The organism is Streptomyces sp. TAA204, assembly GCF_000424965.1.
In genome coordinates, this window is sequence record NZ_AUKW01000006.1 from 59,841 (window position 1) to 85,908 (window position 26,068).

General features: G+C 72.1%; 26 protein-coding genes. 17 read left to right on the forward strand and 9 right to left on the reverse strand.

The features are described from left to right. Positions 1-33: 33 nt before the first annotated feature. Positions 34-1,233: a phosphatidylinositol-specific phospholipase C1-like protein gene (locus H343_RS0113065; RefSeq protein WP_028431521.1), complete on the forward strand. Its 1,200-nt coding sequence runs from the start codon at positions 34-36 to the stop codon at positions 1,231-1,233. Positions 1,234-1,465: 232 nt separating this feature from the next. Here the strand turns inward: H343_RS0113065 and H343_RS30390 are convergent, their stop codons facing one another. Then, on the reverse strand, positions 1,466-2,353 hold the full coding sequence (locus tag H343_RS30390) for a siderophore-interacting protein (RefSeq protein WP_051265124.1): 888 nt from the start codon (positions 2,351-2,353) through the stop codon (positions 1,466-1,468). 90 nt (positions 2,354-2,443) lie between these two features. Beyond that, positions 2,444-3,358, reverse strand: a complete 915-nt coding sequence (locus H343_RS0113075; RefSeq protein ID WP_028431522.1) for a 5'-3' exonuclease H3TH domain-containing protein — start codon at positions 3,356-3,358, stop codon at positions 2,444-2,446. A 308-nt stretch (positions 3,359-3,666) separates the two neighbouring features. Here H343_RS0113075 and H343_RS0113080 point away from each other — a divergent pair, with 308 nt between their 5' ends. Further along, positions 3,667-4,149, forward strand: coding sequence for an OsmC family protein (locus H343_RS0113080; protein WP_028431523.1), 483 nt, complete (start codon positions 3,667-3,669; stop codon positions 4,147-4,149). Positions 4,150-4,365: 216 nt separating this feature from the next. Then, positions 4,366-5,115 (forward strand): helical backbone metal receptor, encoded by a 750-nt coding sequence (locus tag H343_RS0113085; protein ID WP_037903634.1) that lies wholly within the window; start codon positions 4,366-4,368, stop codon positions 5,113-5,115. Positions 5,116-5,200: 85 nt separating this feature from the next. Here the strand turns inward: H343_RS0113085 and H343_RS30395 are convergent, their stop codons facing one another. The 3 genes from H343_RS30395 to H343_RS0113100 all read right to left on the reverse strand — a co-directional run bounded on the left by H343_RS30395 (position 5,201) and on the right by H343_RS0113100 (position 8,412). After that, positions 5,201-5,938 carry a gamma-glutamyl-gamma-aminobutyrate hydrolase family protein gene (locus tag H343_RS30395; RefSeq protein WP_051265126.1) on the reverse strand — a complete coding sequence of 246 codons (738 nt, stop codon included), beginning with the start codon at positions 5,936-5,938 and terminating at the stop codon, positions 5,201-5,203. 45 nt (positions 5,939-5,983) lie between these two features. Beyond that, positions 5,984-7,489, reverse strand: a complete 1,506-nt coding sequence (gene eat, locus H343_RS30400) for an ethanolamine permease (RefSeq protein WP_051265128.1) — start codon at positions 7,487-7,489, stop codon at positions 5,984-5,986. Between the two features lie 146 nt (positions 7,490-7,635). Then, complete coding sequence (locus tag H343_RS0113100) at positions 7,636-8,412, reverse strand: FCD domain-containing protein (protein WP_051265130.1); 777 nt, start codon at positions 8,410-8,412, stop codon at positions 7,636-7,638. Positions 8,413-8,497: 85 nt separating this feature from the next. On the opposite strand from H343_RS0113100, the gene H343_RS0113105 reads away from it, so the two are divergent. Genes H343_RS0113105 through H343_RS0113115 form a run of 3 tightly spaced genes read left to right on the forward strand, consistent with a single transcriptional unit; the run spans position 8,498 to position 12,049 of the window. Beyond that, positions 8,498-9,865 carry a glutamine synthetase family protein gene (locus tag H343_RS0113105; RefSeq protein WP_028431526.1) on the forward strand — a complete coding sequence of 456 codons (1,368 nt, stop codon included), beginning with the start codon at positions 8,498-8,500 and terminating at the stop codon, positions 9,863-9,865. Positions 9,866-9,875: 10 nt separating this feature from the next. Then, complete coding sequence (locus H343_RS0113110) at positions 9,876-11,261, forward strand: aldehyde dehydrogenase family protein (RefSeq protein ID WP_028431527.1); 1,386 nt, start codon at positions 9,876-9,878, stop codon at positions 11,259-11,261. A 5-nt stretch (positions 11,262-11,266) separates the two neighbouring features. Then, on the forward strand, positions 11,267-12,049 hold the full coding sequence (locus tag H343_RS0113115; RefSeq protein WP_106958851.1) for a 3-oxoacyl-ACP reductase: 783 nt from the start codon (positions 11,267-11,269) through the stop codon (positions 12,047-12,049). A gap of 57 nt (positions 12,050-12,106) precedes the next feature. Here H343_RS0113115 and H343_RS0113120 read toward each other — a convergent pair whose 3' ends face one another. Then, entirely contained in the window at positions 12,107-12,784 is a 678-nt protein-coding gene (locus tag H343_RS0113120; RefSeq protein ID WP_028431529.1) for a response regulator transcription factor, read from the reverse strand. Next, positions 12,785-13,969, reverse strand: a complete 1,185-nt coding sequence (locus tag H343_RS0113125) for a histidine kinase (RefSeq protein ID WP_028431530.1) — start codon at positions 13,967-13,969, stop codon at positions 12,785-12,787. 190 nt (positions 13,970-14,159) lie between these two features. Here H343_RS0113125 and H343_RS30405 point away from each other — a divergent pair, with 190 nt between their 5' ends. The 4 genes from H343_RS30405 to H343_RS0113145 all read left to right on the forward strand — a co-directional run bounded on the left by H343_RS30405 (position 14,160) and on the right by H343_RS0113145 (position 17,890). Further along, complete coding sequence (locus H343_RS30405; RefSeq protein WP_051265132.1) at positions 14,160-14,435, forward strand: hypothetical protein; 276 nt, start codon at positions 14,160-14,162, stop codon at positions 14,433-14,435. A 207-nt stretch (positions 14,436-14,642) separates the two neighbouring features. Continuing rightward, positions 14,643-16,151, forward strand: a complete 1,509-nt coding sequence (locus H343_RS0113135; RefSeq protein ID WP_028431531.1) for an alpha/beta hydrolase — start codon at positions 14,643-14,645, stop codon at positions 16,149-16,151. Between the two features lie 16 nt (positions 16,152-16,167). Then, positions 16,168-16,821, forward strand: a complete 654-nt coding sequence (locus tag H343_RS0113140; protein WP_028431532.1) for a hypothetical protein — start codon at positions 16,168-16,170, stop codon at positions 16,819-16,821. 184 nt (positions 16,822-17,005) lie between these two features. Further along, complete coding sequence (locus H343_RS0113145) at positions 17,006-17,890, forward strand: DUF2510 domain-containing protein (RefSeq protein ID WP_486586905.1); 885 nt, start codon at positions 17,006-17,008, stop codon at positions 17,888-17,890. A 73-nt stretch (positions 17,891-17,963) separates the two neighbouring features. Here H343_RS0113145 and H343_RS0113150 read toward each other — a convergent pair whose 3' ends face one another. Beyond that, positions 17,964-19,178 (reverse strand): alanine racemase, encoded by a 1,215-nt coding sequence (locus H343_RS0113150; RefSeq protein WP_028431534.1) that lies wholly within the window; start codon positions 19,176-19,178, stop codon positions 17,964-17,966. An 853-nt stretch (positions 19,179-20,031) separates the two neighbouring features. Between H343_RS0113150 and H343_RS30410 the strand changes: the two genes are divergently transcribed. From H343_RS30410 to H343_RS30420, 4 genes are all read left to right on the forward strand, one after another. Continuing rightward, positions 20,032-20,814, forward strand: coding sequence for a hypothetical protein (locus tag H343_RS30410; protein ID WP_037903710.1), 783 nt, complete (start codon positions 20,032-20,034; stop codon positions 20,812-20,814). After that, the gene (gene mycP, locus H343_RS30415; RefSeq protein WP_486586892.1) at positions 20,811-22,115 is read left to right on the forward strand and encodes a type VII secretion-associated serine protease mycosin; all 1,305 of its coding nucleotides are present in this window, start codon (positions 20,811-20,813) and stop codon (positions 22,113-22,115) included. The genes H343_RS30410 and mycP overlap by 4 nt, the downstream gene beginning before the upstream one ends. Positions 22,116-22,192: 77 nt before the next feature. Next, positions 22,193-22,960, forward strand: a complete 768-nt coding sequence (locus tag H343_RS0113165) for an SseB family protein (RefSeq protein WP_028431535.1) — start codon at positions 22,193-22,195, stop codon at positions 22,958-22,960. Positions 22,961-23,047: 87 nt separating this feature from the next. Next, positions 23,048-23,788, forward strand: coding sequence for an MIP family channel protein (locus tag H343_RS30420; RefSeq protein ID WP_051265134.1), 741 nt, complete (start codon positions 23,048-23,050; stop codon positions 23,786-23,788). 105 nt (positions 23,789-23,893) lie between these two features. On the opposite strand, the gene H343_RS0113175 is transcribed toward H343_RS30420, so the two are convergent. Next, positions 23,894-24,262, reverse strand: a complete 369-nt coding sequence (locus H343_RS0113175) for a DUF1844 domain-containing protein (RefSeq protein ID WP_028431536.1) — start codon at positions 24,260-24,262, stop codon at positions 23,894-23,896. A gap of 282 nt (positions 24,263-24,544) precedes the next feature. Here H343_RS0113175 and infC point away from each other — a divergent pair, with 282 nt between their 5' ends. The 3 genes from infC (at position 24,545) to rplT (ending at position 25,992) form a co-directional block, all read left to right on the forward strand. After that, complete coding sequence (infC, locus tag H343_RS0113180; protein ID WP_028431537.1) at positions 24,545-25,228, forward strand: translation initiation factor IF-3; 684 nt, start codon at positions 24,545-24,547, stop codon at positions 25,226-25,228. A 105-nt stretch (positions 25,229-25,333) separates the two neighbouring features. Beyond that, positions 25,334-25,528, forward strand: coding sequence for a 50S ribosomal protein L35 (rpmI, locus tag H343_RS0113185; protein ID WP_028431538.1), 195 nt, complete (start codon positions 25,334-25,336; stop codon positions 25,526-25,528). An 80-nt stretch (positions 25,529-25,608) separates the two neighbouring features. Beyond that, a complete protein-coding gene (gene rplT, locus H343_RS0113190) occupies positions 25,609-25,992 on the forward strand; it encodes a 50S ribosomal protein L20 (RefSeq protein ID WP_028431539.1) in 384 nt (127 codons plus the stop codon). Positions 25,993-26,068: the final 76 nt, after the last annotated feature.

Sequence of the window (26,068 nt, forward strand, 5' to 3'; positions counted from 1 at the left end):
CCGTGTCCCGTCCGTCCCCCACGGGAGGTCGATGTGCGCACCACGACAAGACCACTCTCGCGCCGCTGGGCCGCCGCCACCGCCGCGCTCGCCGCGGTGGCGGCGCTGACCTCCGCGACGCTGGCCCCGCCCCCCTCCAGCGCCCCACGGGACGGGAGCGATCCGGCCGGCCGGCTGCGCATGACCCAGCTTCAGGCGATGGCCACGCACAACAGCTACCACCGTGAAGTCTCCTTCGAGGAGCAGCAGCTGATGGGCCGGCACGACCCGAACTTCCGCACCCTGCTCTACAGCCACGCCTCCCTGCCCGTACAGCTGTCCCGTCAGCAGGTGAGGGGAGTCGAGCTGGACGTCTTCCCCGACCCGGACGGCGGGCTCTACGCCCGTCCGCTGATCCGCGGCGAGGCGGGGCTGCCGCCGCTGAAGGACCCGGAGCTGCGCAGGCCGGGCTTCAAGGTGCTGCACTGGGCGGACTTCGACTACCCCAGCAGCTGCGCCACCCTGACGCGCTGTCTGCGGCAGGTCAAGAGGTGGTCCGAGAGCCGCCCCGGGCACGTCCCCGTCCCGATACTGCTCGAACTCAAGCAGACCGACCCGGAGTTGGAGGAGCGCGGCGGTGCCGTGAGCCCACCGTGGAACACCGCGATGCTCGACGCGCTGGACGCCGAGATCCGCACGGTCTTCCCTGACAGCGCGACCGTCACCCCGGACGACATCCGCCGCCCCGGCCGGACCCTGGGGGAGTCCGTACGGGAGCACGGCTGGCCGCGCCTGGCGGACGCGCGGGGCAAGGCCGTCTTCCTGATGGACAACGACGACCCGGAGCTTCAGGACGCCTACCGGGCGGGAGGCCGCGAGAGCCTGCAGGGCAGGGTCTTGTTCACCGACTCCGAAGCCGGCCGTGCGGACGCGGCCTTCATGAAGGTCAACGACCCGACGGGGAGGGGCAAGAGCGTCATCAAGGACCTCGTGCGGCAGGGCTACTTCGTCCGTACGCGCTCCGACGTGCCCCTCGACCAGGCATCCAGCGGGGACACGCGCATGCTGCACGACGCCCTGAACTCCGGGGCGCAGATGGTCTCCACGGACTTCCCCGTGCCCGGTCTCGCCGCCCGCTACGGCTCCGACTACGTCGCGGGGCTCCCCGGCGGCGGCACGGCGCGCTGCAATCCGGTCACCGTGCCCGGTCCGGGATGTCCCGGTCCTCTGGAGCGCCGCCGTCCGCACCGGTGAGCCGGGGCGGAAGGAGGGAGCAACGACGCGGCCCGGGGGAGCGGTTCGCCTCGTGGGGCGTCCGCCCGCACGGTGTGAGGCACCGTGTCAGCTACGAGCGGCCCGGCGCCGCTACGGCGGAAGTCACCGGCGGCGTCCTCGCCTTCCCCGGGCTCGGGAGGGGCGGGGCACGCACGGTCGAGCCACGCGCCGGCTTCAGGCCGACGAACTCAACGAAGCGGTGGACCCCGCACTACCCTGCGGAGCGCCCCGCACCCGGCGCGTCCGGTGACTGCTCACGCCGCCCGTTCTCCTGCTCCGCCTCCACCTGCGCGTTCCACTCCTTCTTCGAGGACTGCCAGCCGTCCTCGTCGTGGCCCAGCCGCCAGTAGCCGGAGATGGACAACTGCTCGCGCTCCACGCCCCGTTCGAGCCGCAGATGGCGGCGGAGCTCCTTCACGAAACCCGCTTCGCCGTGCACGAAGGCATGCACCCGCCCCGGCGGGAAGGTCATCTGCCGCACCGCCTCGACCAGCAGCTTTCCCACCCGGGACGTCCCGCGGTGCAGCCAGACCACCTCGGCGGTGCCGGGGACGCTGAGCTTGTGCTCCTCCTGCGGGCCTTCGACCTCGATCAGCGCCCGTACGTGTGCGTCCGCGGGCATGGCCTCCAGTGAGGCGGCGATGGCGGGCAGGGCGCTCTCGTCCCCGGCGAGCAAGTGCCAGTCGGCCTCCGGGTCGGGGGCGTAGGCGCCGCCCGGGCCGAGGAGGCGGATCTGCCGGCCGGGCCGCGCGCTGCGTGCCCAGGGGCCCGCGAGCCCTTCGTCGCCGTGGACGACGAAGTCAAGGGTCAGCTCCCGCGCGGCCGGTGCCCAGGAACGCACGGTGTACGTCCGCGTCACAGGCCACTGCTCGCGCGGGAACTCCGCGCGGATGCCGGCGATGTCGAACGGCTCGGGATACTCCACGCCGGGGACGTCGAAGAGCAGTTTGACGTAGTGGTCGGTGAACTCGCCGGCCTCGAAATGCTCCAGGCCTGGGCCGCCGAGGACGAGCCGCACCATGTGGGGCGTCAGCCACTCGGTGCGCAGGACCTGCGCATGGTGGACCTGGGTCTTGCTGCGGGCCGGACGTTCTGCCACGTGGGACTCCTGGGGCGGCGTGCGCATAGCGGGACAGTGGTTAGGGTTACCTAACTTATCACTTCGGTCCCTGTCATGCGGGTGACTGGCTCACCCGTCCCGCTGAGCCAGCACCGCCAGCAGGCGCTGCAGGGACCCGCCCAGTCCCCACCGCTGCGCGAGCGCGTCGAGCGCCTCCGGGTCACGCGGCCGGACGGGCAGCGCGGCGTCGAAGCCGGTCAGCGCCACGTCGTCGGCGACCCTGACCACCTTCGGCGCCACCGCGAGATAGGGCCGCGCCCCGTCCAGGCGCTTGCGCTGCGAGGGGGTGAGCCCGGAGGCCGGGTCGCCGACGGCGGCCAGGATTCCCGCCAGGTCGCCGTAGCGCTCCAGCAGCTTCGACGCCGTCTTCTCACCGACACCCGGCACGCCGGGAAGACCGTCGCTGGGGTCGCCGCGCAGCAGCGCCAGATCGGCGTAACCGGCTCCGTCCACCCCGTACTTGGCGCGCAGCGCGGCGCCGTCGTAGGTGTCGAGGGTGCCCACGCCCTTGACCGGGTACAGCACCCGCACGCCCCGGGAGTCGTCGATGAGCTGGAAGAGGTCACGGTCGCCGGTGACGATGGCGACGGGACGGTCGGCGCGGGCCGTGAGCGTGCCGATGACGTCGTCCGCCTCGAATCCGTCCGCACCCACGCGTGCGATGCCGACCGCGTCCAGCACCTCGTCGATCACCGGTACCTGCGGGGCGAGGGTGTCCGGGGTCTCCTCGGCGTCCGGGCCGCCGGAGACCTCCTCGGCGACGCGGTGCGCCTTGTAGGAGGGGATGAGGTCGACCCGCCACTGCGGCCGCCAGTCGAAGTCCATACAGGCCACCAGCGAATGCGGGCGGTGGTCGACGAGCAGGCGCGCGATGAAGTCGAGCAGGCCGCGCACCGCGTTGACGGGAGTGCCGTCCGGGGCGCGGACCGACTCCGGGACGCCGAAATAGGCACGGAAGTACAGGGACGAGGTGTCCAGCAGCATCAGGCTGCGTGCCGTTGTCGTAGTCACCGTCCCGATGATGCCGTACGGGACCGACACCGAACGGCGCAGACGCCTCCGCGCGGCCGGTGCCGGGCGCGCGTGCCGCCCTCAGGCCGGACACCCCGCGGGGTGTCTGACAAATCCCGTCCGGGCCGCGGTGGCCGGCACGCACGCTCGCTGCGTTGTCGGTCGTCGGCGCAGCCCGCTGCGCTCTCCTCCCTCCGCCTTGCGATCGCACGCACCGGCCACCGCGGCCCCGCCCTCGCGGGCGAACGACGCCATTTGTCGGACACCCCTAGGCTCGGGTCATGGTAGCCACGCACACCTACGCGGTCAGCGTCGACTGGACCGGGAACCTGGGTGAGGGGACACGCGACGTCCGCGCCTTCAGCCGCGCGCACGACGTGCTCGCCGAGGGCAAGCCGCCGATCGCGGCCTCCGCCGACCGCGCGTTCCGCGGGGCGCGCGACCGCTGGAACCCGGAGGAGATGCTGCTCGCCTCCCTCTCCCAGTGCCACATGCTCACGTACCTGTACCTGTGCGCACGCCAGGGCGTCGTCGTCACCGGGTACCGCGACCGCGCGGCGGGGGCGGTGACGATGGACGCGGCCGGGGGCGGAGGAGCCTTCACCGAGGCCGTGCTGCGCCCCGAGGTGACCGTCGCCGAGGAGTCCATGCTGGTCGCGGCCCGTTCGCTGCACCACGAGGTGCCCGCCCTGTGCTTCATCGCGCGTTCCGTGAGCTTTCCCGTACGGCACGAACCGACCGTCCGGGCGGGCCCTGTGACGTAGCGGCACATACCGTCGGCGTCCTGACTGCCCCACGGCTGGCGCAAATTGACCTGCCCGTTCCGCTTCCTGCCGCCTACGCTCTTCTCCGTACGAGGAACGCGCTCCTGGGCCCCGCCGCGCAGTACGTCGCGCGGCGGCGGACGACCGCCGGGAGCGTGGGACGCCGTACGGGGGAGCGGCCCGAGCGAAGCCGCACGGGGGGCGTACGGTGCCGGTATGGCGCACAGGACGAATACCGGCACCGTGCGACGCGTCGTCTCCCTCGTCCCCTCCCTCACCGAGGCAATCGCGGTCAGCGCGCCCGAGTTGCTCACCGGGGCGACCGACTGGTGCAGCCACCCGCCCGGGCTGGACGTGACACGCGTGCGCGGCACCAAGAACCCGGACGTGGAGCGGATCGCCGCCCTGCGCCCCGACCTCGTCGTCGCCAACGAGGAGGAGAACCGCGAGGTCGATCTCGCCGCGCTGCGCGGTGCCGGGATCGAGGTGCTGGTCACCGAAGTACGCACGCTGCCGCAGGCCTTCAGCGAACTGGAGCGGGTCCTGACCGCCGGCTGCGGGCTGCCGCGGCCGGAGTGGCTCTCCCGGGCGGAGGACGCGTGGGCGGGTGTGCGCGCCGAGTTCGACGTGCGTGCCGTGGTGCCGGTCTGGCGCAGGCCCTGGATGGTGCTCGGCCGTGACACGTTCGCGGGTGCGCTGCTCGCCGAACTCGGGGTGCACAACGTCCACGCACACCATGACGAGCGCTATCCGCGGCTGCCGCCCGATGAGTTGAACGGCAGCGGCGGGCCGTCAGTGGCCGTACTGCCCGACGAGCCCTACCCCTTCAGCGCACAGGACGGGCCGGAGGCCTTCCCAGAGCTGCCCGCCGCTCTCGTCAGCGGGCGTTTCCTCACCTGGTACGGGCCCTCTCTGGCCGAAGCACCCGCCGCGCTGGCCGCGTCGCTGCACGAGGCGCTGGGCTGAGGCCGGCCGACGGGCGCGGCGCGGGCGTCCGGCCCGGTGCGGGGAACGCATGCTGCCCGGCCGCCGCCCGCCGGGCAGCTGCCGGTCAGCCGTGCCGCGCCGGAAGCGAGGGCGTCAGTGCCGGCTGCGGCGAGGGCTCGCGGGCGGCGTCGACCAGGGCGCGCATGACCCGGACGTCCTCGCCCTCCTCCGGATGCCACTGGACGGCGACGGCGAAGGGGTGCTCGCCGGCGGGCAGTTCGACGGCCTCGACGGTGCCGTCCTGCGTGTACGCGCCCGGCGACAGCCGGTCAGCGAGCCGTGCCAGCGCCTGGTGGTGGTAGGCCGGTACGGACACCGGCTCGGGAAGGATGTCCGCGAGGCGTGTGCCCGCCACCGGGCGCACCGTGTGCTGCGCGAAGACGCCGGGCTCCCCCCGGTGGCCCTCCATGTGCTGGACGAGGCTGCCGCCGAGCACGACGTTGAGCAGCTGCATGCCGCGGCAGATGCCCAGCAGCGGTACGTGCCGCGCCAGCGCCGCCTCGATGAGGGCGAGTTCCCACGCGTCACGCTCCGGCGACGGCGGCCCGCACTCCGCCTCGCGTGCGGCACCGTACCGGGCGGGCTCCACGTCCGGGCCGCCGGAGACGACCAGAGCGTCGAGGCGTGTGACGACGTCCTCGGCGCGTTCCGGCGTGTCAGGCGGGAGCAGCAGCGCCGCTCCGCCCGCGCGCTGGACCAGGCGGTGGTATCCGGCGGGCAGCACCGCGGCACGGTGCCGCCACACGCCCCAGCGGACGTCGGACTCCAGGTAGGTGCTGATACCGATCAGCGGCGTGTGCATGACGGGTGCCTCCGGCGGCGGGGTTCTCTGCCTCCTCCGCCCAGCTTACGGGTGTGCCTGCGCGGCGGGTGACTCCCCTTCGTCCGTGCCGCGGTCCAGCTCCGCCTCGGCCGCGGCGAGTGCCGCGAACTCCTCCTCGGGGGCGGCGGCGACCAGCCGGTGCCTGCTGTAGAAGGCGAAGTAGCCCACGGCGATCACGTACAGGACGAAGGCGATGCCCGCCGCCGTCGGGTCCACCAGGAAGGTGGCGACGACCGCGGCGCAGGCGAGTACGAACGCCACGGAGGAGGTGATCAGACCGCCCGGCGTGCGGTACGGGCGGTGCAGCTCCGGCTCCCGGCGGCGCAGCACGATGTGCGAGAGCGCCATCAGCACGTAGCTGATGGCGGCGCCGAAGACGGCGATGTTCAGCATCCGCGCGCCGTCGCCGGTGGCCGCGGCCAGCGAGAAGCCGATGGCGCCGGGCACCAGCAGGCCGAGGTAGGGGGCTTTGCGGCTGCTGGTCAGGGACAGGAAGCGCGGCAGGTAACCGGCCCGGGAGAGAGCGAAGAGCTGCCGCGACCCGGCGAAGATGAGAGAGAAGAAGGAGGCCACCAGACCGGCCAGGCCCGCGTAGTTGACGATCCGGCTCAGCGTGGTCGGGTCGCCGCCCGAGGCCGTCTCCAGGGCCGCCACCAGGGGGTTGTCGGCGTCCTTGATCGCGTCGGAGCCGGCAGCACCGGCAGCGGGCAGCAGTGTCAGCAGCGCGAGTATCACCAGGATGCCGATCGACCACGCCAGCGCCTTGGGCATCGAGCGGACGGGGTCGCGCGTCTCCTCCGCCGCGAGGGGCACGCCCTCGACGCCGAGGAAGAACCACATGCCGAAGGGGAAGGCCGCCCAGATGCCCAGGATGCCCAGCGGCAGCCACGAGCCGGAGCCGAAGGCCTCACCGTCGACGGCGATGTCGTTGAGCGAACCGGCGTCGAAGTGCGTGAACGCGCCGATGCAGAAGATGATCAGGGCCGCGACGGCGATGCCGGTGATCACGAAGCTGAAGCGCAGCGCCTCGCCGACGCCCCACAGGTGGATGCCGATGAAGACGGCGAAGCAGGCCAGATAGACCGGCCAGCCCGCCTCGATGCCGAACAGGCCCAGCGACTCGACGTACCCGCCGATGAAGACGGAGATGGCGGCCGGAGCGAGGATGTACTCGATGAGGATGGCCGTGCCGGTCAGGAAGCCGCCCCAGGTGCCCAGGGCGCGGCGTGCGAAGCCGTAACCGCCGCCCGCGGTGGGCAGGATCGAGGACAGCTCCGCGAGGGAGAAGACGAGGCAGGTGTACATCGTGCCCATGAGCACGGTGGCTATCGCCAGGCCGCCGAAGCCGCCCTCGGCGAGGCCGAAGTTCCAGCCCGCGTAGTCGCCGGAGACGACGTAGGCGACGCCGAGGCCCGTCAGAAGCAGCCATCCGGCGCTGCCGCGTCGCAGGGAGCGCCGTTCGAGGTACGACTGCGCGCTCTCCCCGCCGGTCCCGGACGAGGGTTGAGAGGACTGGGTTCCTTCGGCCATGACCGCTCCTACCTCCGGCATTGGTGTGGAGACATACCTTTGCCCCGAGTCAGGCCCCCGCGCAACCCCCTGCACATTACGTCGCCGTTACGCCGGGGCAAACCGTGCGGGCCCTCCCCTCCGGGCGGTTACTCGCGGACCGCGAGTCAGACGAGGAAGCCGCGCAGCAGCGCGGCCGTACCGGCGCAGTGCTCGCGCGCGACGGCGCGGGCCCGACCGGGATCGCCCGCCAGGACCGCCTCGACGAGGGCGTCGTGCTGCTGCTGTGCGTGCTCGATGTTGCGCACGAGCAGGGGGATGCGGCCGAGGAACTCGTTGACGGTGGCTCTGACGGCCGCGTACTGGGCCGTGAGCGAAGGGGACCCGGCCAGTTCGACGAGGGTGAGGTGGAAGAGGGTGTCGCTGCGCCGGTAGTCCGCGAGAGCCGCGTCGCGGGTGGCGTCCAGAGCGGCGCGCAGCCGTGCGGCCGCCTCCTGCGGGAGGCCGCGGGACGCGCACAGTTCGGCCGCGCCCGCCTCCAGCACCTCACGGAAGAGCAGCGTGTCCCGCACGTCCACCTCCTCCGCCGCTCCGGCCACGCTCCGCGGCAGCTCCCGGGCCTCGCGGCCCTCGGGGGAGAGTGGCCGGTGGCACACGAAGGTGCCTCCGTACCTTCCGCGGCGGCTGACCACCAGGCCCTGCTCGGCGAGGACCTTGAGCACCTCGCGCAGCATCACCCGGCTGATGCCCAGCCGCTCCGCGAGTTCGCGTTCGGCGGGGAGCCGCTCACCGTCCGGTACGAGGCCGAGCCGGACGATCTGGAGTATCTGCTCCAGCGCCTCCTCGAAGCCGTTGCCGGCGCGTACGGGGCGCAGCACCGCGCTCAGCCGGTCGGCCCCCGGCGGCTCCGGGGAAGTCCCTCGCCCGCCACCGCCGGCGTTCACTGGCTCTCCCTCATCGGAACCCCTTCCGGACCAATGGTCTTCCGGACTACCTTATGACTTCCAGTGGACCGCAAGGAGGCCGGACGTGGAAGAACGCACACCCCCGCTCTCTGTCGACGAGCTGCGCGTGCTCGTCGACAGAGAGGAGATCGACACCGTCACCCTGGCCTTCACCGACATGCAAGGACGCCTGCAGGGCAAGCGGTTCGCCGCCCGCCACTTCGTCGATGAGGTCCTCCAGCACGGCACCGAGGGGTGCAACTACCTGCTCGCCGTGGACGTGGAGCTGAACACCGTGGACGGCTACGCCATGTCCTCCTGGGAGCGCGGTTACGGCGACTTCGCCATGCACTGCGACACCAGCACCCTGCGCCTCGTTCCCTGGAACCCCGGCAGCGCCATGGTCACCGCCGACCTGGCCTGGCACGACGGCTCGCCGGTGATCGCCTCGCCCCGGCAGATCCTGCGGCGCCAGCTCGACCGCCTCGCCGAGCGCGGCTGGAGCGCCTACGCGGGCACCGAGCTGGAGTTCATCGTCTTCGAGGACTCCTTCGAGCAGGCGTGGGACCGCGGCTACCGCGGCCTGACGCCCTCCAACCAGTACAACGTGGACTACTCGATCCTCGGCACCGGCAGGGTCGAGCCGCTGCTGCGCCGCATCCGCAACGAGATGGGCGCGGCCGGGATGACCGTGGAGTCCGCGAAGGGCGAGTGCAACCTCGGCCAGCACGAGATCGCCTTCCGCTACGACGAGGCGCTGACCACCTGCGACCAGCACGTCGTCTACAAGACCGGCGCCAAGGAGATCGCCTCCCAGGAGGGCAAGGCCCTCACCTTCATGGCCAAGTACGACGAGCGCGAGGGCAGTTCCTGCCACATCCACCTCTCGCTGCGCGACCGTGACGGCGCGCCGGTACTCGCCGACGACGAGGGCCAGTACGGCATGTCCGCCACCATGCGGCACTTCCTGGCGGGCCAGCTCGCCACTCTGCGCGAGTTCACCCTGCTCTACGCCCCCAACATCAACTCCTACAAGCGTTTCCAGCCGGGTTCCTTCGCGCCGACCGCCGTCGCCTGGGGCCCCGACAACCGCACCTGCGCCCTGCGCATCGTGGGGCACGGAGCCGGCCACCGGCTGGAGAACCGGGTACCCGGAGGCGACGTCAACCCCTACCTCGCCGTCGCCGGGATGATCGCCGCCGGACTGCACGGCGTCGACAACGAACTGGAGCTGGAGGACGCCTGCACCGGCAACGCCTACAGCGGCGATGCCGAGCACGTCCCCGGGACGCTGCGGGATGCCGCCGGGCTGTGGGAGGGCAGCGCCGTCGCGCGTGAGGCGTTCGGCGAGGAAGTCGTCGCGCACTACCTCAACATGGCGCGCGTTGAGCAGCAGGCGTACGACACGGCCGTCACGGACTGGGAGCGGTACCGCTCCTTCGAGCGCATGTGAGGACCCGATCTTGCACGACGAGCACACCGAGCACGAACTTCCCGTCGTCAACCCGGCGACAGAGGAACTGATCACGAGTGTCGCCGCCGCCGGCCCCGCGGACGCCGACAAGGCCGTCAGACGAGCGGCCCGGGCCCAGCGCGGCTGGGCGGCACTGGCACCGGGCGAACGGGCGCGGCTGCTGCGCCGCTTCGCCGCCGTCGTCGACGAACACCTCGAAGAGCTGGCCCGGCTGGAGGTGCGGGAGGCGGGCCACCCCCTCGGCAACGCCCGCGGCGAGGCAGGCAACGTCCGTGACCTGCTCGACTACGCCGCCGGGGGAGTGGAACGGCTGACGGGCAGCCAGATCCCCGTCCATGGAGGTGTCAATCTCACCTTCGCCGAGCCGCTGGGCGTCGTCTGCGTCATCGCTCCCTGGAACTTCCCCATGCCCGTGGCCGCCTGGGGGACCGCTCCCGCGCTGGCCGCGGGCAACGCCGTCGTCCTCAAGCCCGCCGAGGCCACACCGCTGACCGCACTGCGACTGGCCGAACTGGGCCTGGAGGCCGGGCTTCCCGAAGGGCTCTTCCAGGTGCTGCCCGGCCGGGGCCCGGTGGCGGGCACGGCCCTGGTCGAGCACCCGGAAGTCGCCAAGGTCGTCTTCACCGGTTCCACCGCCGTCGGCAAGGACATCATGGCCAGGTGTGCCTCCGGCGTGAAGCGGGTGACGCTCGAACTCGGCGGCAAGAGCCCCAACATCGTCTTCGCCGACGCGGACCTCGCGCTGGCCGCCACCGCGGCACCCGGCTCCTTCCTCGACAACACCGGCCAGGACTGCTGTGCCCGCAGCCGCATCCTCGTGCAGCGCGACGTCCACGAGCGGTTCCTGGAACTGCTGGAGCCGGCGGTCAAGGAGTTCACGGCGGGCGACCCGGCCGACCCCGCCACGCGGATGGGTCCGCTGATCTCCAGCAGCCAGCGCGAGCGCGTACGCGGGTACGTACCCGAGGACGCCCCTGCCCTCATCCGCGGCGAAGTGCCCTCCGGCAAGGGGTACTGGTATCCGGCGACCGTCCTGGAGGGCGCGCCGGGGGAGCGGCGCAGCACCGAGGAGATCTTCGGGCCGGTCGCCGTGGTGATCCCCTTCGAGGACGAGGACGAGGCCGTCCGCATCGCCAACGACTCCGACTACGGCCTGTCCGGCTCGATCTATACGAGGGACGTGGGCCGCGCGCTGCGCGTCTCGCGTGCCGTGGCCGCGGGCAACCTCTCGGTCAACTCGCACAGCAGTGTGCGCTACACGACCCCCTTCGGCGGCTACAAGCAGTCCGGCATCGGCCGCGAACTCGGCCCGGACGCGCTGACCGCCTTCACCGAGACCAAGAACGTCTTCATCTCAACGGAGGACCAGCCGTGACCGACATCCCCACCGACTCCGTGTGCCGGCGCCTTGTCGGCCGTACCGCCGTCGTCACGGGTGCCGGGAGCGGCATCGGTCTGGCCGCTGTGCGACGGCTCGCCTCGGAGGGCGCGCGCGTGGTGTGCGCCGACGTGGACGCCGAACGCGGCAAGGCCGCGGCCGAGGAGAGCGGCGGCATGTACGTGGAGACCGACGTGACCGATTCCGCACAGGTCGAGGCTCTCTTCAGGACGGCGTACGAGACGTACGGGTCGGTCGACGTCGCGTTCAACAACGCCGGCATCTCCCCGCCCGACGACGACTCCATCCTCAGCACCGGCATGGACGCCTGGCAGCGCGTGCAGGAGGTCAACCTCACCTCCGTCTACCTGTGCTGCAAGCACGCCATCCCCTACATGCAGCGGCAGGCCCGCGGCTCCATCATCAACACCGCCTCCTTCGTCGCCGTGCTCGGAGCGGCCACTTCGCAGATCAGCTACACCGCATCCAAGGGCGGCGTGCTGGCGATGTCGAGGGAGCTGGGCGTGCAGTTCGCGCGGGAGGGCATCAGGGTCAACGCGATCTGCCCCGGACCGGTCAACACCCCGCTGCTGCGGGAACTGTTCGCCGAGGACCCGGTGCGCGCCCAGCGCCGGCTGGTGCACGTGCCGGGGGGCCGGTTCGCGGAGCCGGAGGAGATCGCCGCCGCCGTCGCCTTCCTGGCCAGCGACGACTCCTCCTTCGTCAACGCCACCGACTTCATGGTGGACGGCGGCATCTCGGGTGCGTACGTCACGCCGCTCTAGCGTTCCGGCTACGCGACGGGCCCCGGGGCGGCGTGGGCACCCACTGTGCCGGGCTGGTCATTCTTCCGCGTCGCGCACCACGAGTGCGATCTGCACACGGTTCTCGACCGCCAGCTTGGCGAGCAGACTGCCTGTGTGTGCCTTGACGGTCGCGACGCTGATGTGCAGCCGCTCGGCAATCTCCGGATTGCCGAGCCCGTCCGCGATGGCCCGAGCGGTGTCGAGTTCTCGTTCGGTCAGGACGGACAGCCGTTTCCGTGCGGCTTCGCGGGAGGAGCCGCGAGCCGCGGAGGACTGTGGCCCGGTGGCCGCGGCGATCACTCGTGCCGTGGCCACCGGGGACAGCACGGGGTTCCCGTCCGCCACTGTCCGCACCGCGTCGGCGATCCGTGACGGCGGGGTGTCCTTGAGGACGAACCCGAGTGCTCCGGCGCGCAGTGCGCCGAGTACCAGATCGTCGGAGTCGAACGTGGTCAGCATGAGCACCCGCGGCGGCGCCGGCCGGGTGAGGAGTTCCCGGGTCGTGCTGAGACCGTCACGGCCGGGCATCCGCACGTCCATCAGCACGACGTCCGGTCGCTGCTCGTCCACCACGGTGATCGCGGCTTCCCCGTCGGCCGCCTCCGCGACGATGGTCAGGTCCGGTTCGCCGTTGATGACGAGCCGCAGCGCCATCCGCACCAGCTCCTCGTCGTCGACGATGACGACACGCACGGGCTCCCGCTCGCTGTCCACTCATACGCTCTTTTCGTGGCTGTGGTTCGGCCAGGGTAGTTGCGCGGTGAGGAGGTATCCGTTGTCGGGTGTGGGGTGGTGGTCGAGTTTTCCGCCGGCGACGCTGATTCGTTCGGCGAGGCCGAGCAGGCCGAATCCTGATGCCGGCGGTTGAGTGGTTCTTGCGGTGGCCGGGGAGTTGCGGACGCTGATGTGCAGTTCGTCGCCGGCTCTTCCTCCGAGGGCGATGTGCACGTGTGCTCCCGGGGCGTGTTTGGCGGCGTTGGTCAGTCCTTCCTGGACGATCCGGTAGCAGGTCAGTCCCGCGATGCCGGACGGTTTTCCCGTCACTGTGGTGGCGAGCGTGACGTCCAGTCCGGATGTGCGGGCGTCGGCAACCAGTTGGGGGATCCGGTCGAGGGAGGGCTGCGGCGGTTCCGGGCGCCCGGGGCCGGCCCGGAGCACACCGAGGACGTCCCGCAGTTCTTCCAGCGCTTGGTGGGAGCCGTCGGCGATGCCGCGGAGCAGTACACGGTTCTCCTCAGCGGTGAGGTCGCCGCGGTGGTCCAGCACTCCGGCCTGCATGGCGACCAGGGAGATCCGGTGTGCGAGCACGTCGTGCATCTCGCGGGCGATCCGGTTGCGTTCCAGGGCCTGTGCCTGCGCCGCTCGTGCGATCTGTTCCCGTTCCGCGCTCTCCGCCCGGTCCCGCAGGGACCGTACTTCGGCACGCCGCGCGCCGGTGGCGACGCCCACGGCCGCCGCGATGCCCGCGCTCAGTGCCGGGAGCGCGAGCTGGAGCCACAGCGAGCCGGGTGGGCTCTGGACCGGGTAGAACCCGACGGCGAACTGTGATGCGGTCACGAATGCCAGGCCGACGACACCGATCTCCACCGGACGGCGACGAGCGGAGATCGAGACCAGCGCCAGAAACGCAGCGCCGGTGGCGAGTGCCGACGCGGTCGAGGCGATCGCGACCGTCATGGCCACGGTCAGCGGGAACCGCCGCCGCCAAAGAAGCGCAGTCAGGCAGCCCAAGGCCACCAGCGGATCACCGGTGAGGAACCAGGAGCCCGTTTCGGTCCCCTGCTCCCGCGACAGCAGCACACCGGTGGAGAGCCAGACCGGCAGGCCCACTGCCGCAGCGGCCGCCAGCCGCCAGGTCTGCTGCCACCCCCCGAGCCGTGGAGCCATGTCCATGTTCACCGGGTCATTGTCGCAACACCGTGCGGCCGGGTGATCGGACCTGGGGCCGATGTGGCCTTGGACCAGAGTCGAATCACCAACTCGCCATGGGGCGAAGACGGTTCGGGACGCGCGGCGGATGTGCCGGCCGCGCCGCACCGAAAGACTTCTTCACGTGCCGAGACAACCGGACACGAGAGGGAGAGACGCGATGCGCAAGGGTGGCCATATGGCCCTTGAGGCGACCGGGATGGTGATCACAGCCCTGTCCGCCCAAGCGGTGATCCGCGGATTGTTCAACCAGGACTCCGAGCCTCTGTGGGGCATCTTCACATGGGTCTCCGGCGGCCTTACCGGCCAGATGGTTCTCCTCGGAATCATCGCGTTCTTCGGAGCGGTGTTCGGCGGCTGGGCACACACCCGCCAGGGACCGGCCACCGAGCGGGTCGCTGATCCCGGGCGAATCCACGGCCGCTCAGCGGCCTGACGACATCCGGGGCCACGTATGCGCTCCTACGGCATGCGCGCCGGCGCGCCCCGCAAGGAGCACTCCGCCGTGCGCGCGCGGCCGGGCCGGCCCCGGCCTCTGCACCCCCGCCCGGACCGGCGTGCTGGTCCGCGTGAACGGCCGGCGGCGGGCCGTCCCGGCCCGCCCGTTCCGGCGCCCCCGTGCGCCACTTCAGGAGGACATCAGATGCGCAGAACCCTGTCCCTCGCCCTCGCCGCCACCGCGGTGGCGGCGACCGGCGTGGCGGTGACCGTGTTTCCGGGAGTGTCGGTGGCGACGCCGGAGAAGGCGGCGGCCACGCCGGACACCGTGCGGTGGGGCCCGTGCTCGGAGAAGGCCGACTCACCCCGTAAGGCCGCCCCGTCCCGTCTGGAGTGTTCGACACTCAAGGTCCCGCTGGACTACCGGAATCCGGACGGCCGTCAGATCAATATCGCGATCTCCCGGCTGGCGAGCGGGAAACCGTCGCAGCGCCGCGGCGTGCTGCTGACCAATCCGGGCGGCCCCGGCATCTCAGGGCTCGGCTACCCGGTCGCTCTCGCCGCCTCGAAACTGCCGCAGAAAGTGCAGGACTCCTACGACGTGATCGGCTTCGACCCGCGTGGCGTCGGCCGCAGCACGCCGGTGACCTGCGATCTGACTCCGGAACAGCAGAAGCGCGGCAACATCCCGCCGTACGCCCACACCGCGGGCGATGTCGCGCGGGAGGCGAAGAACGCGCGGACCGTCGCCAGGCAGTGCGCCACGTCGCGGACGGCGTGGATGCTGCCGCACATCACCACCGCGAACACCGCGCGCGACATGGACCGGATCCGGACGGCGCTGGGCGAGCCGAAACTCTCGTACCTCGGAGCGTCCTACGGCAGCTATCTCGGCGCGGTGTACACGACGCTGTTCCCCGGGCGCAGCGACCGGATCGTGCTCGACAGCAACCTGGGCCCCGGCGGTTACGACGTCACGGCCATGCGGTCGCTCGCCCGTGGAATGAAGGACCGGTTCCCGGACTTCGCGGCGTTCGCCGCCGCGCACCCCGAGTACGGTCTGGGCAGCACACCGGAGCAGGTGACCGCGAAGTTCTTCGACCTCGCGAAGCGGCTGGAGACGAAACCGGTCCGGGGCATCGACGCGACACTGTTCCGCGGGATCACCTTCGACCGCCTCTACAGCGACGCGGACATGCCCCTGGTGGCCGAGATGTGGCAGGCGCTCGACAAGGACCGGCCGCTGCCGCCCAACACCCCGCCGGTGATGGAGAACATGGAGAACTTCATGTCTGCCCGCTTTTCCGTGCTCTGCAGTGATTCGCGCTGGCCGCGGACGGTCCGGGAGTATCAGCGCAATGTCGCGGCCGACCGGCAGAAGTACCCGATGCTGGGCGGGTCCTCGGCCGGCATCGGACCGTGCGCCTTCTGGCCTGACAAGCGGGTCGGGCCGCAGGTGCGCATCGGTGACCGGGGTCCGTCGAACGTGCTCATGGTGCAGAACGAGCGCGACCCGGGAACGCCGCTGGCAGGCGCCAGGGAACTGCGGCGGGCGTTCGGGAAGCGGGCCACGATGGTGACGGCCGACCAGGGCGGGCACGGCGTCTATCCGTTCGGCCCCAACACGTGCGCGAAAGACGCGGCGACGACGTTCCTGACCACCGGGCAGCGCCCGGCGCAGGATCTCGCCTGCCCGGCGGAACCGAGCGAGTAGCGGAAGAGGCTGAGGCATGTTCCAGGCATTGCGGCAGCGTCGGGCCGCGCAGCGGGTCAAGTCCGGGGACGGGCGGGCGCTGAAGAGATTCCGCTGGTGGCAGATGCTTTCCCGCGCACTCTTCCGTCTTCGGCTGACGGACGACGACGGCCGGCAGAGGGTCTACGCCGTCGACGTGAGGCATCAGAAGCAGTCGGACGGCTACGTCAAAGCCCATCTTTACCTCGACGGCAGGCATCACGCCGAGTCCCGAGTCCCCGCCGTCTTCCCCGTCCAGGGCGGCACCGTCGAAGTAAGGGCGAGCAGCTTCGGGCTCAAACGCTGCCACTACGTCACCGCCGAGGGGTCCGAGCACCAGCTGACCCCCGACCCCGCCTCCGCCGAGGGGCGCCGCGCGCGCCTCGATCGCGCGCACCCCGCGCTGAGCCGCTGGATCGGCTTCCTCACGTCGATCGTGCTCCTCATCGGCCTGGTTCTCCTGATCCTTCAGCTCGCCGAACAGGTCACCCGGGCACCGGAGGGCGTCGCCCAGTACGTCGGGACCTTCACCTCGCCCATTGATCTGCCGGCATGGGGCAACGCCGTGGTCGGGCTCGGCACTGTGGCGGCCAGCACGGAGCGGGCGCTCCGGCTGCGCTACAACTGGCTGCTCGACGGCGGGGCGGGCTGAGACCGCGTCCGTCCTCGGCCCGCTTCGGACCGGTCGTTGTGAGCGAGGGGCTGAAACCGGTGGCGGCGGGTCACCATACGGGACACGGCCCTGATCGGGGCCGGTCACACCGGGGACACCGGCCGGGTGACGGGAGAGCCGGTGTGATTCGCACACCTGTTGTCCTACAGTGCGTAGCGTGACCATGACGACACCACCCGGCTGGTACCCCGACCCCGATCCGGCGCAGCGTTCCAACGCCCGTGCGGGAGAGCGCTGGTGGGACGGCAGCGCCTGGAGCGGCCAGACCCGTACCAGAGGCGCCGTGCGCGGCCCGATGGTCGCGGGAGTGGTCGGAGCCATGGTGCTCGTCGCCTCGCTGCTGGTCGGCGTGGTCCTCGTCCTCGGGCCCGGCGGCGGCCTCGGCACGGGTACGCGCGACGACGCGGGCGGCGGCCCCCGGAGCGAACCCACCCCGCCCCGGGACGACCCCGGCGGTTCGGGCGGTTCCGGCGGCGGGGCCCCCGACCCCTCCGACCCGGAGGACGGCCCCGGCGGGGAGGGCGAGATCCCTGCCACCGGCGTCGATCTGCCGGTGCTGGACGGCTGGAAGCACGACCCCTTCGGCCCGATGGTCAGCATCGGCGAGTACACCTGCCCCGGCAGTGAGGAAGCGAGCTGTCTGCGCGGCTCGTCCGTCATCGTGGTGGCCGCGACCGACACCGGCGACGCCGAGGACGTGGCGAAGAACGACATCGGAAGGTTCGCGGAACTCGCCTACAGCGAGAGCACCTACGGCGGCATCACCTCCCACAAGGCCCTCGCCTCCGGGAAGACCCGGGTGGCCGGCGAGAACGCGTACCGCGTGCGCTGGAAGATCGTGAACCGCACCAAGCCGGACGCCTACGTCGAGTCCGTGGCCTTCCCCCACCCCGACGGCTCCGGCCAGATGCTGCTGCTGCGCAGCGGGTTCGACATCCACCGCTCCGCCCCGCCCCTGGGGGACATGGACAAGCTGGCCGAGGGCGTCACGGAGGGAGCCCCGGAGGGCGGTTCGGGAGGCGACGGCAGCCCCGGCGAGCAGGTCTGAGCGCGGGACCGCCGGGCGGGGACCGGGCCCTCTCCGGGACGGCCCGCGCGCGCCCGCCGCCTCCCCGCCCGCCTCACAGAAAGGTGCGGCCCTCGCCCCTGTACGTCGGCAGTGACTCCGCCACCCGTTCCCCCTCCACCAGGTGCAGTTCAGCGAAGCGCTCGCACAGTTCCCCGGCCTTGGCGTGCCGGAACCACACCCGGTCGCCGACGAGGAGATCGTCGGCGGGAGGCCCCAGCAGCGGGGTCTGCACCTCGCCGGCCGCCTCCTGACGGTCGTAGCGCAGCCCCGGCGGAAGGTAGGGCTGCGGCAGCCGGTCGCTGCCGGGCGCGCCGGAGGCGGGATAGCCGCCGCCCAGCACCGTGACCACACCCACCCCGGGCCGGCGCACCACGGGCAGGGCGAAGAGCGCGGCGGGACGGCCCGTGAAGGAGGTGTAGTGGTCGAAGAGGCGCGGCTGGAACAGGCCGGAGCCGGCGGCGACCTCCGTCACCGGCTCCTCCGCCGCCGTGTGCTGGACGCTGCCGGTGCCGCCGCCGTTGACGAACTCCAGGTCCGGCACGACGCTGCGCACCGCGCGCACGGCCGCGGCACGCCTCGCGGCCAGTTCACGCCGGGCGGCGGCCTGCATCAGCCGTACGCCGCGTGAGCGCAGCCAGTTGCCCGGGGCCGCGTCACCGACGCCCGCCACATGCCCCTCGTACGCCATCAGTCCGACGAGGCGGAAGCCCTTCCACCGGGTCACCGAACGGGCCAGTTCGGCGAGCGCGGTGGGGGAGTGCAGCGGGGAGCGGAGCGCTCCGACCCGCAGGCGGCCGCCGAACTGCCGCAGCGAGGTGTCCAGTTCGAGACAGACGCGGATCTCCTCCCCGCCGCCGTCCCTCGCGTCGTCGATCAGCGCGAGCTGCGCCGGGTCGTCGACCATCACGGTCACGGCCCGCGCCAGCTTCGGGTCGGCCGCGAGCCGGGCGAATCCCGCCCTGTCCGCCGACGGGTAAGCCAGCAGCACGTCCTTGATGCCCGAGCGGGCCAGCCACAGGGACTCGGCGAGGGTGAAACTCATGACGCCCTCGAAGCCGTCCCGCCCCAGCACGCGCTCCAACAGGCCCCGGCAGCGCACCGACTTGGTGGCCACCCGGATCGGCTTGCCCCCGGCGCGGCGGAGAAGATCACCGGCGTTCGCGTCGAACGCCTCCAGGTCCACGACTGCCAGCGGCGCGTCCAGATGCGCGGTGGCGCGGCCGTAGCGGGCCCGGTCCGCGATGAGGTCTGCTGTGGTGTCGAACACCCGCGCAGCTTGTCAGAGCACGGCGTTCCAGGACACCCCGGCAAGGTCGCCGACCGGGTTGCCGCAACCACCAGTTCGCCCCGTAGAGTGACGGCCGCACGCTGCGTGCGGGCTGGGCCTGCGGCGTGTTGTCCGATACGAACCGGCATGCCCCGAAAGGGTTTCGTGTGGGGTGGCACTGCGCGCGGGAGGGGTGCAGATGAGCACTGACGCCGAGCGCACGGATTCCCGCAAGCCTCCTCCCGAAACACCGCGGGAGCATCCCCGCCACGAGGAGTCCCGGCCCGGGCCCCAGTCCGGACCGAAGCCGGGATCCCAGCCAGGATCGCAGTCCGGATCCCGGCCCCCGTCGAAGATCCCGCCGCTCCCCTCCGCGCCGCCGCGCCCCACCGCTCCCCCTCGCCCCTACGCGCCCCCGCGTCCCGCCGCACCGCCCAGACCCACGGCGCCGCCCGCAGCGGCCAACGGCACCGCGCCGGCGGCCGGTTGGGCCGGCGGGACCAGGCCCGCGCACGGGCCCGCAGGGACTGCGAAGCACACCCAGAAAGACGAGCCCTCCCGAGAGATGCCGCACGACCCGGAACCGGACGAAGCACGGTCCTCCGCATCGCCCGCAACTTCCACCCGGCTACGTCTTCCCGTACCCGGCGCACCGCCCCAGCCCCCGCCCCCGACCGGGGAGCCGCTGACCTCCGAGACCCTGCGCCGCAGGCAGTACGGTCCTCCGGCCGCGGCCCCCGCCCGGCCCGAAGGGCCGCCCGCGACGCAGGACCCGGGTGCGGACGGTGCCGCCGGCGCCCTCCGCCAGGACGGCGCGTACGGTTCCGGGCCGCCCACCTGGCAGCTGCGGCCGGTGAGCGACGGCCCCCGCCACAACGGTCCCGCTCCCCGTACGGTCGCCGCCGCCGCGTGCCTCGTACTCGGCGTCGGCCTCATCGGGGGCGCCGCCGCGGGCATGACCTGGCTCACCGACGACCCCGGCGAGCAAGCCTCGGCACAGGAGTCCTTCGACCACGCGCGGTCCGTGTGGCACAGCGAACCCGTGGACGAACTCTTCCCCAAGCAGATCGAGGGCGACGGAGCCGGCCCCGGCGGCGCCGACCGCCGCTGGCTGCGCGTCGCGGTCGCACCGGACAGCAACTGCCGTGACGCCTTCGACCCGTTGCTCACCAAGGCGCTCTCCCCGGTCGGCTGCGCCCGCCTGCTTCGCGCGACGTACGCCGACGAGACCACCAGCAGCGTCACCACCGTCGGCCTGGTCTTCACCCGCGCCGGCAACGACGGCATGGTCGCGCTGCGCAAGCGCTTCGCGGTCGAGAACCTCAGCGGGCGGACGGACCTGATGCCGCGTCCGTACTCGGCACGCGGCACAGTCGCCGCGGACTTCGGCGACGCGCAGCGCGCCAGCTGGACGGTGCGGGTGCTCTCCGACGCGCCCGTCGTCGTCTACGCGGTGACGGGCTTCGCCGACGGACGCACCGTCAGCGACCCGCAGGCCGCGGCGGAGGCGACGGAGAAGGGCGACACGTCCGCCGCGGCACAGGCCGGCCTCGGCCACGACGCACAGGGCATCGCGGACCGCATCGAACGCCGGGTGCGCGACGCGGCGGAAGGGCGAGGAGAAGGCGACCGGTGACGCACACGCGAGCGGCGACGCACAGCAGCGACATGCACCCCTGTCATCCGGCACCGCACGGGCCGCGAGCAGACGGACGCAGGGCGGCCCGTGCGCGCTTCCCCTTCCGAGTCCGCGCGGCGCGCCGCCTGGCGGTCCTGCCGCTGGCGGCGGTGCTCGCCCTTCTTCCGGCGGCGGGCAGCGCGCACGCTGCGGGCGACGACGTACGGGGACAGCAGTGGGGTCTGAAGGCCCTACAGGCGCCCGACGCGTGGAAGACCACCAAGGGCGAGGGCATCACCGTCGCCGTTCTCGACACCGGCGTCGACTCCGGCCACCCCGACCTGAGCGACAGCGTCGTGCGGGGCAAGGACTTCGTCCGCGTCGGGGCCGAGAGGGGCGACCGCTCCTGGGCGCGGCACGGCACCGCCATGGCGGGGATCATCGCCGGTCACGGACACGGACCCGGCGGCAGGCTCGGAGTGATGGGGGTCGCCCCCGAGGCGACGATCCTTCCCGTGCGGGTGCTCCTGGAGGACGGCGACCCGCAGCGCAGGAAGGCCCGCAGCGCCACCGACTCCGCCCTGGCCAAGGGCATCCGCTGGGCCGCCGACAAGGGCGCCGACGTCATCAACCTCTCCCTCGGCGACGACAGCGACTCCGCACACCCCGACGCCCGCGAGGACGCCGCGGTCCGCTACGCGCTGAGAAAGGGCTCCGTCGTAGTGGCATCCGCCGGGAACGGGGGCGAGGAGGGGGACCATGTCTCGTACCCGGCGGCCTATCCCGGCGTGATCGCCGTGACCGCCGTCGACCGGCACGGTGCCCGCGCCGCCTTCTCCACCCGCCGCTGGTACGCCGGCGTCGCGGCGCCCGGCAAGGACATCATCATCGCCGACCCCGACAAGCGCTACTACGAGGGCTGGGGCACCAGCGCCGCCGCCGCCTTCACCTCCGGAGCGGCCGCGCTCGTACGGGCCGCGCACCCGGACCTCAGCCCCGCCCAGGTCAAGGAACTGCTCTCCGACACGGCGCGCAACACCCCCGAGGGCGGCCGCAGCGACGCCCTCGGTACGGGCATCGTCGACCCGGCGGCCGCCATCGAGATGGGCTCCAACGTCAAGCCCCGCAAACAGCAGCCCAGTCAGGCTCCCTACCGCAGCGAGTTCTTCGGCGCCGGGCCGGACGACGGGCCCAGCGCCGGATGGCTCGCGACCGTCACCGCCGTCCTCGGGGTGCTCCTGATCGTGGCCGCTGTCGCGGTGCACCGCGGAGTGAGCCTGAACACCCTGCGCGGCGGGATACGCCTGCCGGGGGAGTGACGGTCAGGGGCGGGGCCGCTGCGGTCAGGGGCGGGCCCGAGGCCGGGCGGCCTGCCGGTACGGGCTAGGCTCCTCCCGTGGCGCTCAAGAACATCCCCGAATCCGGCTTCGCCGACGACACCGGCGCCGCCGACCCCGCGCTCGCCGAGGCCCTGACCGCCTGGGACACCGACCGCGAGGACCCGGCCGCCGAGCAGCGCGTGCTGGAGGCCCTCGCCGGCGCGCGGCTGCTGGTCCCCGTCGTCGCCGTGCTCGGCGAGAGCGAGACGGACGCCTCGGGGCTGCGCCGCGACAAGACCAGCGACATGGCCGTTCCCACCCTCACCGCCCCCGGCGGGCGCCGCGCGCTGCCCGCCTTCACCTCCACCCGCGCCCTCGCCCGCTGGCGCGCGGACGCCCGCCCCGTGGCCGTACCGCTGAGCCAGGCGCTGCGGGCGCTCGCGCAGGAGGAGGCCGACACCCTCGTGCTGGACCTGGCCGGGCCCGTGACGTACCAGCTCACCGGAGCCGGGCTGCGCACCCTCGCCGAGGGACGTCCCCGGACCGATCCCGCCCGCGACCCCGCGGTCGCCGAGGCGCTGCGTACGGTGCTGGCCGCCCAGCCGCAGGTCACCGGCGCCCATCTGGCGCCGGGCGGTGACAACAGCGACGCCACTCTCGCCCTGACCCTGACGCCCGGGGCCGAGAGCGCCGACGCCGCCGGGACGGTACGGCGCGTGGCCGCCGCGCTCGCCGAGGACGAGACGCTGCGCGCCCGGCTGAGCCGGGGCCTGGAGATGGCGCTGCTCCCCTCCGGCAGCACCCTGCCGCAGCACGCTCTGTACCGGCGGTCTCCCGCCCGCTGACGGGCAGGGCGCCCACTCGACATGCGAGCGCGCCGCAGGCGGCTCAGACTCGGGGTGTTCGACCATCCCCGACGTGTCAGGAGTGTCATGTCGACCGAGACGGAGCTGCAGACCCCTGTGGCGGAATTCCTGGGAACCCTGATCCTCGTCTTCTTCGCGGTCGGTGCCACGGTGCTGTCGGGTGAGTACATCGGCACGCTCGGCATCGCCCTGGCGTTCGGGCTGACGCTGCTCGCCCTCGCCTATGTGATCGGGCCGATCTCGGGTGCCCATGTGAACCCGGCGGTCACCCTCGGCATGCTGGCCGCCAAGCGCATGGACGTGCAGACCGCTGTGAAGTACTGGATCGCCCAGCTCGCCGGCGCCATCGCCGGTGCTGCGCTGCTCTTCCTCGTGGCCAAGCAGGTCCCCGGCCTGCGGACCAGCGAGAGCTTCGGCAGCAACGGCTTCGGCGACCGGTCCGCGGTGGAGATCAACCTCGGTGGCGCCTTCGTGGCCGAGCTGCTGCTGACGGCCCTGCTCGTCTACGTCTACCTGTGCATGACGCACAAGGTGACCGTCGCGGGCTTCGGCGGCCTGCCCATCGGATTCACGCTGGCCGTCGTCAGCCTGATGGGTATTCCGCTCACGGGGGCCTCGGTCAACCCGGCCCGCAGCTTCGGCCCGGCCATCTTCGCGGGCGGCGCGGCGCTGACGCAGCTGTGGCTGTTCCTCGTGGCGCCGCTGGTGGGCGCCGTGCTGGCGGCGGCCGTGCACCGGGTCACGCATCCCGCGGCGGGCGCGGAGCTGCACAGGAACCTGCAGCCCTCCGGCTCCCCCATGCGGTGAGGGGCCGGACGGCACGCATCCGGACCGCACGCATCCGGACCGTACGCATCCGACCGGCATCGTCCGGACCGGCATCGTCCGGTCCGGACGCTGTCTGCGGGACGCTCAGCCCGTGAGCGGACCGGTGAACTTCTCGCCGGGGCCCTGGCCGGGCTCGTCCGGCACGGCCGAGGCTTCGCGGAAGGCGAGCTGGAGGGACTTCAGCCCGTCCCGCAGGGGCGCGGCGTGGTACGACCCGATCTCCGTCGCACCCGCGGTGACCAGCCCCGCCAGGGCATGGATCAGCTTTCTCGCCTCGTCCAGGTCGCGGTGTTCCCCGCCCTCCTCGGAGAGCCCGAGATTGACGGCCGCGGAGCTCATCAGGTGCACGGCCACCGTGGTGATCACTTCGACGGCGGGCACGTCCGCGATGTCGCGCGTCAGGCTGTCGAAGTCGGGGGCGCCGGTGGTGCCGGAGGGGTCGGTGTCGCTCATGTGCGTCAGCCTAGTGCCGGCTGCGGCGCGTGCTCCCCGCTGCCGTCCCCGTACCCCGGCCGGGAGCACCTGTGCCCCCTGGTATGCTGGGTAGTCGACCGGCTGGAGAACATCTCTCCGGCCCGCAAGTGGAGGCTCCGAACTCCCACCTGACGGTCCCCCGGACCGCGGGTCAACGGTCAGGCTGCGCCCCGCGGATCGTCGCGGCGGTGCTCCCGGTCTTTGAGGAGCCCCGCCTGTGTCCGTCAGGGGCGTTCTTTGCGTTCCGGCGCGGGGGTCACACTGAAAACAGACTCGCACGCGGCCGTCCGCCAGACCGTCGCGTGGTGTACCCGAGGAGGCCCCATCAGCGCCGAGCCCCGCATCAACGACCGGATTCGCGTCCCCGAGGTGCGACTCGTCGGTCCCAGTGGCGAGCAGGTCGGCATCGTGCCGCTTGCCAAGGCCCTGGAGCTTGCGCAGGAGTACGACCTCGACCTGGTCGAGGTGGCGGCGACAGCACGTCCGCCCGTGTGCAAGCTCATGGACTACGGAAAGTTCAAGTACGAGTCGGCCATGAAGGCCCGTGAGGCGCGCAAGAACCAGGCGCACACGGTCATCAAGGAGATGAAGCTCCGGCCGAAGATCGATCCGCACGACTACGACACCAAGAAGGGTCACGTCGTCCGGTTCCTCAAGCAGGGTGACAAGGTCAAGATCACGATCATGTTCCGCGGCCGTGAGCAGTCGCGCCCCGAGCTGGGCTTCCGCCTGCTCCAGCGGCTCGCGGACGACGTCGCCGACCTGGGCTTCGTGGAATCCAACCCGAAGCAGGACGGCCGTAACATGATCATGGTGCTCGGTCCGCACAAGAAGAAGACCGAGGCGATGGCCGAGGCCCGCGAGGCTCAGGCCGCCCGCAAGGCCGGCCGCCAGCAGGAGAGCAGCCCGCTCGAGGAGCCCGCCGAGGAGCCCGCCGAGGCGTGAGCCCTTCCTGGGGCCCCGCCTCGGAATACCCGAACCAGCGACACACGACGCTTCCGCATGCCGCCGGCAGTCGCGGGGTGTCACCGACGAGGAGTGAACGGCGACATGCCGAAGAACAAGACGCACAGTGGTGCCCGTAAGCGCTTCAAGGTCACCGGCTCCGGCAAGGTGATGCGCCAGCGTGCCGGTCGCCGCCACCTTCTCGAGCACAAGCCGTCCACGCTGACGCGCCGCCTTGCCGGCAAGACCGAGATGGCCCCGGCCGACGCCAAGAAGGTCAAGAAGCTTCTCGGCAAGTAAGCCCGCCCCGTCCGGGACCCAATCGATTCGGGCTGGGTGGTCGTTCACCAGGCCGGCCCCGTGTACCAAGGAGTAGTCAAGTGGCACGCGTCAAGCGGTCAGTCAACGCACACAAGAAGCGCCGGGCGATCCTGGAGCAGGCCAGCGGCTACCGTGGCCAGCGCTCCCGTCTGTACAGGAAGGCGAAGGAGCAGGTCACCCACTCCTACGTCTACAACTACAACGACCGCAAGCGGCGCAAGGGCGACTTCCGCCAGCTGTGGATCCAGCGCATCAACGCCGCGGCCCGCGCCAACGGCATCACGTACAACCGCTTCATCCAGGGACTCAAGGCCGCCAACATCGAGGTGGACCGCAAGATCCTGGCCGACCTCGCCGTGAACGACGCCGGGGCCTTCACCGCTCTCGTCGAGGTGGCCCAGAAGGCCCTCCCCGGCGACGTCAACGCCCCGAAGGCCGCCTGAAGCACGCCGGGCGCGTGAAGCACAGCGACGGACCCGCAGGCAACCGTGCCTGCGGGTCCGCTGCTGTGCGCGTGCG

What these genes read in the sequence shown, in the direction of transcription:
- H343_RS0113075 (WP_028431522.1), bottom strand. Translation starts at nt 3,358, where the DNA reads ATGCTGCTGGACACCTCGTCCCTGTACTTCCGTGCCTATTTCGGCGTC.
- H343_RS0113080 (WP_028431523.1), top strand. Translation starts at nt 3,667, where the DNA reads ATGGTAGCCACGCACACCTACGCGGTCAGCGTCGACTGGACCGGGAAC.
- H343_RS0113085 (WP_037903634.1), top strand. Translation starts at nt 4,366, where the DNA reads ATGGCGCACAGGACGAATACCGGCACCGTGCGACGCGTCGTCTCCCTC.
- H343_RS30395 (WP_051265126.1), bottom strand. Translation starts at nt 5,938, where the DNA reads ATGCACACGCCGCTGATCGGTATCAGCACCTACCTGGAGTCCGACGTC.
- eat (WP_051265128.1), bottom strand. Translation starts at nt 7,489, where the DNA reads ATGGCCGAAGGAACCCAGTCCTCTCAACCCTCGTCCGGGACCGGCGGG.
- H343_RS30405 (WP_051265132.1), top strand. Translation starts at nt 14,160, where the DNA reads ATGCGCAAGGGTGGCCATATGGCCCTTGAGGCGACCGGGATGGTGATC.
- H343_RS0113135 (WP_028431531.1), top strand. Translation starts at nt 14,643, where the DNA reads ATGCGCAGAACCCTGTCCCTCGCCCTCGCCGCCACCGCGGTGGCGGCG.
- H343_RS0113140 (WP_028431532.1), top strand. Translation starts at nt 16,168, where the DNA reads ATGTTCCAGGCATTGCGGCAGCGTCGGGCCGCGCAGCGGGTCAAGTCC.
- H343_RS0113145 (WP_486586905.1), top strand. Translation starts at nt 17,006, where the DNA reads ATGACGACACCACCCGGCTGGTACCCCGACCCCGATCCGGCGCAGCGT.
- H343_RS30420 (WP_051265134.1), top strand. Translation starts at nt 23,048, where the DNA reads ATGTCGACCGAGACGGAGCTGCAGACCCCTGTGGCGGAATTCCTGGGA.
- H343_RS0113175 (WP_028431536.1), bottom strand. Translation starts at nt 24,262, where the DNA reads ATGAGCGACACCGACCCCTCCGGCACCACCGGCGCCCCCGACTTCGAC.
- rpmI (WP_028431538.1), top strand. Translation starts at nt 25,334, where the DNA reads ATGCCGAAGAACAAGACGCACAGTGGTGCCCGTAAGCGCTTCAAGGTC.